Raw genomic sequence first — 9471 nt, forward strand, 5'->3', positions numbered from 1 at the left:
CGATTTATCTGACCGTGAGCATTTGACTGGCATACACATAAAATATATATTGTTTTTAACCATAGAAGATCTTATTTACAGAAATTTTTTCATAGTCTCACTTAAACTCACATATGGATTAATAAAAGGGAACAGCTTAGCTGCTCCCTTTCTTATTCTCTGGTATAATTTTTATACTATTAATTATTTTTTCAGATGTTTCCTCTGTCTTATCGTCCGATGGATCATATCCAATAAAAATTGTCCATATTTCATTAAAACATTTAAAGCTTACACACTTTATTCTATATTGGGTCCCATTAACAGATAAAGTACCAAGCATCTTTATACCATCTTCATTATTAATTTTTATATTTTCAAACTTATCAGCGGTAAAGCCACTTCTATCTTTCTTATATTCATCAGCTATTGCTTTTGAAAATTTTTTTAAATCTTCTGGTGATACATATTTATATAGTTCGATGCATGTGACCTCAAAAACAAAACGATCAGAAGCTCCTCGTTTATAAGTATATTTTTTTATCTCCGGCCCAACATAATCCATCTTAGCATCCGTCAAATAAACAGGGGAAGCAACCGTTAATTTTGAGGAATTACCATTAATGGTAACATCCGTAAGACTTGAAGAATAAAGCCATACACCAAATATTGTTATTAATATTACTACTATACCTACAAGAAAAAATTTATCATTATATATTTTACTAATTTTATTTGACGGATTTACTGTTGAAATATTTTTTGCGTCTGAACGTGTATTACCTTCATTTACCATTGACATAAAACTGGTTTCTTTTTGATTGCTCTCCTCTATGTTATCACTTAAGTCTGATGACTGTATTTCAACTTTAGTACCGCAAAGTTGACAATATAACGAATCCGACGAAATTTCTGTGCCACATTTTCTGCAAAACATATATTCACCTCCAATAAAACATCAATATTACAAACATCTAGCTAATTGTAATGTAGATTGTCGTTAAATAGTCCAATTTTTCCTTAATAACCATCATTTACAGAATCCGAAATTTTAGGGACGCAACTTGCATATAAGGATACACCTAAAAAAGATCATCCTACACAGCAATCGCTTTATATCCGTAGCCAATCTCCCCTTTGCTATATCCCCAAACTATGAGGGCTCATCCCCGTAAATATTTCTGCCTGAAGTACCTGGTTTAAACAATAAATATATACTAAAAAAAAGCGAGGCTATAGGAATAAATAACAATATGCACATATAACCAGATTGTTCAAAATCATGACACCTTTTAATAGATGCAGTTATCCATAGTACAAGTATTACAATGCCTACAAATAGGCCGGCAATTTCACTGATACTTCTATGTACTGCTACGGCAACCATGTAGAGGAATATCAATAATATACTTATTCCTAAATAGCCTTTCCTGTTTAAACGTCCCTCCCAAAATTTATATTTAGATGCATTATCCTCTACATCTTTTGGGGGCATTTGCCTATATGGCGGACATTCTATTGTATCCGCCTCCTGCGCTATATTATTTTCATTGGTTATAACGGAATTATCATCAGCTTGATACACCAATTCATTTCTTTCGTCTTCATGGCTGTCATCAGTTGGGCTTATTTCTTCAATTTTATAGCCGCACATTGGACAGAACACAGCATCATCTCTAATTTCTTCACCACATTTTCTGCAAAACATATTGCCACCACCCCATGTTTATTAAATGTTTGGCCATTCTACGTATTATATACACTTACCATAGATATAATACTGTTTTAATAGATTATATGGTTCTAATTCAACATATGGCATAACATTCCTGCCAAAATAGAAAAATATCATTTATCTACATAGTATAAATTACAACATTTTATATAGTGAATTAATACCTCATTTAACTAAACATAATTCTAGGACTCAAACATTTTTTTATGTGAGAGCCCTTTTATAATGCAAGACTCCATCTGGTATACAGCCCACCCCGAATAATAAGGCTGGTCCCTCAACCAGCCTTTTGATAAACTCAAATATTACATTACTTTTTCAGTACTTCCCATGTGGAATTTTTCTTAGCTCCTACACGCCTGATATAACCTTTGCCAGACAATGAAACAAGGGCACGCTGAACCGTTCTGACTGTTTTTGAAACTCTTTCAGCCATATCTTCTCTTGAAATCGCTGGATTTTGTTTCAAAACCGCCAATATAGCCTGTTCTGTTTTGTTTAGTGCTTCATTTTCTCCATAAGTGACATTACAAGTGACGTTTGAAATGTCACTTATAATGTGAGGCCGGTAGAGGATAAACTTAAATCCGTTGCTGACATTTTCATACGAATACTTAATTCCAGCATCTTTACATAGACTATCAATTCTCTTGAATCCACTACCAAATTGCTCGATAGACTTGCACAAAAACAACATTTTCGCTATTAGGGGATTTCTAATCTCCGATTGGAAGTTGCCCTCAATGTACTCTTCTGGTCTATGAGGACTCGCATATTCACCAGGACTATATATTGATATCATTCCCGGATGAATACAAATCTCATGATATGTCCTGGCATTGTATATCGAATGTGCAAAGCCATTCGCCAGCACCTCACGAATAACAGCAAGTGGTATTTCTGGTACCTCTTCTCGCTGAAATCCCGTAATTTCACTTCGCCAGCGAATATTTTTTACAATATAGTCCTCGGCTGTATTCATTAGATTAAGAACATTATCTTCAAAAAGTTTCATATCAAGAAAAGTAAGCTTTTCATCCGTGGCAAAAACTGCAGCCTTTAGCGTAACAGGATGAGTATTACCAAATAATGTTTCACCAGCATTGGTCAGTTTATCATCCTTGATAAGCCCAAAACGGTTGAGAATAATCGGGCAAGTATACCTTCCACGAGGCAATCTTCCAGCACTTACTGCTCTTTCCCAAAATCTTTTTATTGTAGATTTATTGATTTGCGTTGCTGTTGCTCCAGATTTATAAAGTTCCCACTTGCCTCTATGTTTATTTGCTCCAAAAAATTCCTTTAATTCATCTGGGGTAACTTCTCTATCTTCATCTGCTGTACGCAAATAATATCTGCCAGTGGCAGAATATGGTGCATGGTCCCCACTGAATTCAATCTTTATTAAGTGTTTGCCTTCAAGGATAACTTCATTAATAGCAGGATAAATCTGAGGTTTTATGCTTTCATATATATTTCTGGAAACATCTCTTAAGGATGATTCTGAAACCTCCTGACCTGTAACATCCCCGTTAGGTTTTACCCCAAAGTATAATGTACCGACGCCATGTTTGTTAAGGATTGCAGCTATTGACACCATAGCAGCTTTGATTTCACCTGTTGTTTTCTTAAATTCGAGGGTTTCACTTTCTTTTCCAAGATTCATACCTGCGCCTCTTTCCTTCATAAGTGACATCATTATACTATAAGTGACATTTTTTGTCACTTATGAATTAGATACAGTGCCACCGTATATCAAAAAATGTTGGGATTAAATAAGCGAGAAAAGTCATACTTTCTTTCCTGTAGGATAAAGGCGGTGTTAATGTTTATACAATAATAAAACTACTATCAAGTTTTACAGCTATTTGACTGGTAATGATATAAGGAAAATGCTAATAGTCCTTTCCTTGTGCCGAATCTTTACCTATGGTAAAATACTCTATGTGAGTATAAAAGTCCATTGTAAAAGGAGTATTATGAATGAAGATTTGTGTTGGCTGTGATCATGGGGCAATAGAATTGAAGAAAACGGTGCTGGCCGTTCTGCAGGAATTTCCTGATATTGAAGCCGAAGATGCCGGAACCTATAGCGGAGAGTCAGTAGATTATCCGGATATTGCCCGGAAGGTCTGTGGGAAAATTATTAGCGGAGAAGCAGATAGGGGTATTGTATTATGCGGTACCGGTATTGGTATTTCCATAGCAGCCAATAAGATAAAGGGGATTCGGGCAGCACTGTGTCATGATGTGTTTTCAGCCCGGATGTCCAGAGAACACAACGATGCTAATGTGTTGGCCATGGGAGGCCGGGTTATTGGGGCCGGTCCTGCGGGAGAAATTGTTCGGGCCTGGATAAGCACTGAGTTCTCAAATGGTGAACGCCATATACGCCGCATTGAAAAGATGATGGCTTTGGAAAATAAGTAAGGAATACAGGAGGAATTGGTGATGAGCTTAATGGAAGATTTGAAGGTTGTAGATCCGGAAATAGCCGAGGTTATTGACGCCGAGCTAAATCGTCAGCGGAACAAGCTGGAGCTTATTGCTTCAGAAAATATTGTCAGCTCCGCTGTTATGGCAGCTCAGGGCAGCGTGCTTACCAACAAGTATGCGGAAGGTTATCCTGGCAAGCGGTATTATGGTGGCTGCGAACATGTAGATGTTGTTGAACAGCTGGCTATTGACCGGGCCAAGGAACTGTTTGGGGCAGAGTATGCCAATGTACAGCCACATTCCGGGGCTCAGGCCAATATGGCGGTATTTTTTGCTCTCCTCACTCCCGGTGATACGGTAATGGGTCTCAATTTGACTGATGGTGGTCATTTGACCCATGGTAGCCCAGTGAATATGTCAGGTAAATATTTCAAGATTGTTCCGTATGGGGTAAGTGCTGATACAGAGCAGCTGGATTACGATGAAGTTCAGAAATTGGCAGAAGAGTGCAAGCCAAAGCTTATTGTAGCTGGTGCTTCCGCTTACGCCAGGACCTTGGATTTCCCTAGATTGGCTGAGATTGCCCATTCCGTAGGAGCATATCTCATGGTTGACATTGCTCATATTGCCGGTCTGGTAGTAGCCGGACTTCATCCATCACCAGTTCCATATGCTGATGTAGTAACTACTACTACCCATAAGACTCTGCGTGGCCCACGGGGTGGCCTGATTCTTTGTAAGGATGCTGAATTTGGCAAGCAGTTCAACAAGGCAATTTTCCCTGGCATTCAGGGCGGTCCTTTGATGCATGTCATTGCGGCCAAGGCAGTAGCCTTTAAAGAGGCTCTTTCCCCTGAGTTTAAGGAATATGCCCGGCAGATTATCAAAAATGCCAAGGTATTGGCTGATACTTTGACGGAAAAAGGCTTTAGAATTGTGTCCGGCGGTACTGACAACCATTTGATGCTGGTGGATTTGACCAATAAGAATATCACCGGCAAGGTGGCCCAGAATGTGTTGGATGAGGTGGGGATTACCGCCAATAAGAACACCATTCCATTTGAAAAGCTGAGCCCGTTTGTAACCAGCGGTATTCGTCTGGGTTCACCGGCCCTTACCACCCGTGGCTTCAAGGAAGACGATATGCGGGAGGTAGCCAACATCATTGCACTGGTTCTGGATAACCCGGAAGACGAGGCAGCCAAGGCTCAGGCCCGGGAACGGGTAGCAGCCCTTTGCAAGAAGTATCCATTATATGAATAATTTTTCCTAGTACACTATTGTACTGAATTATATGGTATAATAAGCTTTAGGGAAAATTATTTCGTAGGAGGAAAATTATGTCAGATTTAAAAGCAGTTGTGGTTGATCATCCACTTATTCAGCACAAGCTCACCATCATGCGCAAAAAGGAAACCAGCTCCAAGGATTTCCGTCAGCTGTTGGAAGAAATTGCTATGCTGATGACTTATGAAGTAACCCGGGATTTCCCATTAAAGGAAATCGAAATTGAAACACCGGTGGCGAAGTGCAAGGCCAAGGTGCTGGCTGGCAAGAAGGTGGGCGTAGTACCAATCCTGCGGGCTGGTTTAGGTCTGCTTAACGGTGTGGTAAATATGATTCCATCCGCCCGGGTAGGTCATGTGGGTATGTATCGTGATCCAGCTACTTTAAAGCCAGTAGAATACTACTGCAAGCTGCCAGGTGATGTGGCTGAACGTACCCTGATTGTGGTAGACCCAATGCTGGCTACCGGTGGTTCTTCGGCAGCGGCTATTTCCCTGTTGAAGGAGAAGGGCGCCAAGAATATTGTGCTCATGTGTTTGGTGGCGGCTCCGGAAGGGATTAAGGTTATCAACGATGAGCATCCGGATGTGCCGGTTTATGTTGCTGCTATTGATGAGCGGCTTAACGAAAAGGGTTATATTGTGCCTGGTTTAGGTGATGCCGGGGACAGAATTTTTGGTACATTATAAATAAAGAACTATATTCTGCCGGCTGGTGCATTTTATGTACTGGTCGGCAGTAGCTGTATAAGGGGGGGTTATATGCAGAACTTTGAGTTTTATTGTCCGACGGATATTGTTTTCGGTAAGGGGGCCGAGGAAAAACTGGCGGATAAAATCAGACAACATGGCGGCAGCAAGGTTTTCCTGCTCTATGGTGGTGGCAGTGTTGAAAAAAATGGGATACTGAAAAAACTGGAAGAGCAGCTTAATGAGGCGGATATTGAGTTTGAAGCCATGGGTGGTGTACAGCCAAATCCAGTTTTATCCTTTGCGCAGGAAGCAACCGCCGAAGCTATTGATTTTGACGCTGATATGGTGTTGGCTGTTGGGGGCGGCAGCGTTATTGATACAGCTAAGGCTGTAGCTGTAGGATTGGCTAATCCTGATGTGGATATTTCTGAGTATTGGGAAAGGGGACGGCAGATAGAATCCTGTGCCCCTATAGGTGTGGTACTGACTATATCAGCGGCTGGTAGCGAAACCAGTGATTCGGCGGTTCTGACTATTGATGGCACCGGCAAAAAAGGTGGTGCTCACAGCGATATCATTCGTCCGGATTTTGCCATTATGAATCCGGAGTTTACCTTCACTTTGCCACCGTACCAGATTGCTTGTGGCGTGGTGGATATTTTTATGCATACCCTGGAACGGTATATTTCCCACATTGAAGACAATGTATTTACCGACCTGGTGGCAGAAGCATTGATGAAAAATGTGATTAAATACGGCCGAATTGCCGTGGCTCATCGGAAAAACTACGAAGCCATGAGCGAAATAATGTGGTGTGGCAGCGTGTCCCACAACAACTTTACCGGTTTGGGCCGTGGCAAGGATTTTTCGGCTCATAAGCTGGGGCATGTGTTGAGTGGGGTATACGATGTGGCCCACGGAGCCTCGTTGGCGGTAATGTGGCCAGCTTGGGCGACCTATGTATACGAAGATAAGCCGGAACGGTTTGCCCAATGGGCAGAACAGGTTTGGGGAGTAAATGCCGGAACCCCTGAGGAACGCTCCAGAGCAGGGATTCGCCTAACCAAAGAATTTTTTGAACAACTGGGGATGCCGACTACATTCAGCAAGCTGGGGATTGGAGTGCTGAGTGATGCAGACATTGAAAAAATGGCAGATATCTGCACCAAAAATGATACCATCAGGGCAGGGGTATTCCATCCTATGAATAAGCAGGATGTGATGGCTATCTATCAGAGTGTAAACAAATAAGGAAAAGTAATGTGGGGGAAGTGATAGCAAAATTCGCTTCCTCCTGATTTATTTTTGGGGATATTTACTATCTGGCTAACCGTGTATTCCTTGGGAATAGTGGTTGGCTTACCGGTGGGGGTGAGTATCCCTTTTTTTATTTGCATACCATTTTTTTTTGTGTTAAACTGAAGTGTAATACACTCAAGAAGTATGCCTATTTAGGAGGAATAATACTTAAATGGAAAAGTTGATTATAAATGGTGGCAGACCACTGCGGGGCCGGGTAAAAATCAGCGGCGCAAAGAATGCTGTATTGCCAATTATTGCAGCTACCCTGTTGGGACAGGATACGCCAAGCCGTTTGGAGGAAGTACCGGCATTGGATGATGTTCATACTATTACTGAGGTTTTGGTGCAGCTGGGGGTAAAGGCGGAGTTTAATGTAGATAAAAACACCTTGCAGGTGGACAGCTCCAATATTGCCAGCTGTGAGGCTCCATATGATTTGGTAAGAAAAATGCGGGCGTCTTTCCTGATTATTGGTCCACTATTGGCCCGGTATGGCAAGGCTAAAATTTCCCTGCCAGGAGGGTGCGCCATTGGTACCCGCCCGATTGACTTGCATTTAAAGGGCTTTGAAGCTTTGGGGGCAGAAATCAATATTGGTCATGGCTTTATTGAGGCCCAGGCCCCTAATGGCTTGAAGGGCGCCAGAATTTATCTGGATTTCCCGAGTGTTGGAGCTACAGAAAACATAATTATGGCGGCGTCCATGGCTGAAGGGCAGACGATTATTGAGAATCCGGCCCAGGAACCGGAAATAATTGATTTGGCCAATTACCTGAATGTTATGGGGGCTAAAATTCGTGGCGCCGGTACCAATGTCATCAAGATTGACGGGGTAAAGAAGCTTACGGGTAAAAATTATACCATTATTCCGGACCGGATTGAGGCCGGGACCTATATGGTAGCCGCAGCCATGACTAAGGGTGATGTGTATATTGAGAATGCCATCAGTGAACATCTGAAGCCGGTTATTGCCAAACTGAAAGAGGCTGGCGTGACCATTGAGGAGAATATTGATGGTATCCGGGTGACCTGTGACAAGGTGACCAAGGCAGTAGATATAAAGACTATGCCATATCCAGGCTTTCCAACGGATATGCAGGCCCAGTTTATGGCTATGCTTACTGTGTCGGAGGGCTCTGGGATGGTGACAGAAACCGTGTTTGAGAACCGGTTTATGCATGTGGACGAGTTAAAGCGTATGGGAGCCAATATCAAGGTTGATGGCCGGACCTCGGTGGTGGAAGGGGTTCCTTCCTTGGTAGGGTGCCAGGTAAAGGCTACGGATCTGCGGGCTGGTGCTGCTATGGTGTTGGCTGGACTGGTAGCTGAGGGCGAAACCTCCATTGGCTATATTCACCATATTGACCGGGGATACGATAATTTGGTCGCCAAGCTGATTGGTCTGGGGGCAGATATTCGCCGGGTGGATGTGTAAATACATAAGGAGCATTTTGATTTGATGGAAACAACCAAAAAAGATATTGCGTTGATTAGTGAGATAGGACTGGTGCTGTTCCTGTTGGGGAATTGGGCTATAGCTATCACTGATCCGGTGGAATCAAATTATACCCTTACGGCATTGGAAATGCTGCGGTCCGGTGACTATGTGTCACCACGGATTTATGGTAATTTCTGGTATGACAAGCCGGCATTCTTTTATTGGGAATTGATTGCTGCCTATAAGCTGTTCGGGGTTAATGAATTTGCGGCCCGGTTTTTCCCGGGAGTGTTTGGTACTCTGGGCTTGGTGATGACTTATCTGTTTGCCAGAAAGCTTTATGACAGAAAAACAGGCCTGATGGCGGCCGGTATTTTAGGAACTTGCTTTGAGTATTGGCTACTATCCAAAACCGTTATCACCGATGCTACACTGTTTGTGTTTTTCAATGCAGTGCTGATTTGCTTCTATTTGGGGTACAGCACCGGCAAGCGGAATATATATTACCTTTGTTATGTTTTTGCTGGCTTGGCTACTTTGGATAAGGGGCCTATCGGCATTTTGTTGCCGGGCTTCATTATAATAGTTTTTCTTTGTATTCG

General features: G+C 42.1%; 9 protein-coding genes. 6 read left to right on the forward strand and 3 right to left on the reverse strand.

Going from position 1 to position 9471, the window contains the following annotated elements; genetic code table 11:
- Positions 1-136: 136 nt before the first annotated feature.
- The 3 genes from QZV24_RS09275 to QZV24_RS09285 form a co-directional block, all read right to left on the reverse strand.
- Positions 137-916: a zinc ribbon domain-containing protein gene (locus tag QZV24_RS09275; protein WP_294523181.1), complete on the reverse strand. Its 780-nt coding sequence runs from the start codon at positions 914-916 to the stop codon at positions 137-139.
- A gap of 216 nt (positions 917-1132) precedes the next feature.
- Entirely contained in the window at positions 1133-1687 is a 555-nt protein-coding gene (locus tag QZV24_RS09280; RefSeq protein ID WP_294523183.1) for a DUF805 domain-containing protein, read from the reverse strand.
- Positions 1688-2024: 337 nt separating this feature from the next.
- Positions 2025-3380 (reverse strand): RNA-binding domain-containing protein, encoded by a 1356-nt coding sequence (locus tag QZV24_RS09285; RefSeq protein ID WP_294523186.1) that lies wholly within the window; start codon positions 3378-3380, stop codon positions 2025-2027.
- 317 nt (positions 3381-3697) lie between these two features.
- Between QZV24_RS09285 and rpiB the strand changes: the two genes are divergently transcribed.
- The 6 genes from rpiB to QZV24_RS09315 all read left to right on the forward strand — a co-directional run.
- Positions 3698-4144 (forward strand): ribose 5-phosphate isomerase B, encoded by a 447-nt coding sequence (rpiB, locus tag QZV24_RS09290; protein ID WP_294523187.1) that lies wholly within the window; start codon positions 3698-3700, stop codon positions 4142-4144.
- Between the two features lie 21 nt (positions 4145-4165).
- On the forward strand, positions 4166-5413 hold the full coding sequence (glyA, locus tag QZV24_RS09295; protein ID WP_290657793.1) for a serine hydroxymethyltransferase: 1248 nt from the start codon (positions 4166-4168) through the stop codon (positions 5411-5413).
- A 77-nt stretch (positions 5414-5490) separates the two neighbouring features.
- The gene (gene upp / locus QZV24_RS09300; RefSeq protein ID WP_294523189.1) at positions 5491-6126 is read left to right on the forward strand and encodes a uracil phosphoribosyltransferase; all 636 of its coding nucleotides are present in this window, start codon (positions 5491-5493) and stop codon (positions 6124-6126) included.
- 72 nt (positions 6127-6198) lie between these two features.
- Positions 6199-7380: an iron-containing alcohol dehydrogenase gene (locus tag QZV24_RS09305; protein WP_290657790.1), complete on the forward strand. Its 1182-nt coding sequence runs from the start codon at positions 6199-6201 to the stop codon at positions 7378-7380.
- Positions 7381-7600: 220 nt separating this feature from the next.
- Positions 7601-8866 (forward strand): UDP-N-acetylglucosamine 1-carboxyvinyltransferase, encoded by a 1266-nt coding sequence (gene murA, locus QZV24_RS09310; protein WP_290657788.1) that lies wholly within the window; start codon positions 7601-7603, stop codon positions 8864-8866.
- A gap of 24 nt (positions 8867-8890) precedes the next feature.
- On the forward strand, positions 8891-9471 hold a 581-nt coding region (locus QZV24_RS09315), incomplete at its 3' end, for a glycosyltransferase family 39 protein (protein ID WP_294523192.1).

It is taken from the genome of uncultured Anaerovibrio sp. (assembly GCA_902786545.1).
Lineage (GTDB): Bacteria > Bacillota > Negativicutes > Selenomonadales > Selenomonadaceae > Anaerovibrio.

Bases quoted from the DNA above. Each gene is read 5' to 3' on its own strand.
- QZV24_RS09275 (WP_294523181.1), bottom strand. From the start codon at position 916: ATGTTTTGCAGAAAATGTGGCACAGAAATTTCGTCGGATTCGTTATAT.
- QZV24_RS09280 (WP_294523183.1), bottom strand. From the start codon at position 1,687: ATGTTTTGCAGAAAATGTGGTGAAGAAATTAGAGATGATGCTGTGTTC.
- QZV24_RS09285 (WP_294523186.1), bottom strand. From the start codon at position 3,380: ATGAATCTTGGAAAAGAAAGTGAAACCCTCGAATTTAAGAAAACAACA.
- rpiB (WP_294523187.1), top strand. From the start codon at position 3,698: ATGAAGATTTGTGTTGGCTGTGATCATGGGGCAATAGAATTGAAGAAA.
- glyA (WP_290657793.1), top strand. From the start codon at position 4,166: ATGAGCTTAATGGAAGATTTGAAGGTTGTAGATCCGGAAATAGCCGAG.
- upp (WP_294523189.1), top strand. From the start codon at position 5,491: ATGTCAGATTTAAAAGCAGTTGTGGTTGATCATCCACTTATTCAGCAC.
- QZV24_RS09305 (WP_290657790.1), top strand. From the start codon at position 6,199: ATGCAGAACTTTGAGTTTTATTGTCCGACGGATATTGTTTTCGGTAAG.
- murA (WP_290657788.1), top strand. From the start codon at position 7,601: ATGGAAAAGTTGATTATAAATGGTGGCAGACCACTGCGGGGCCGGGTA.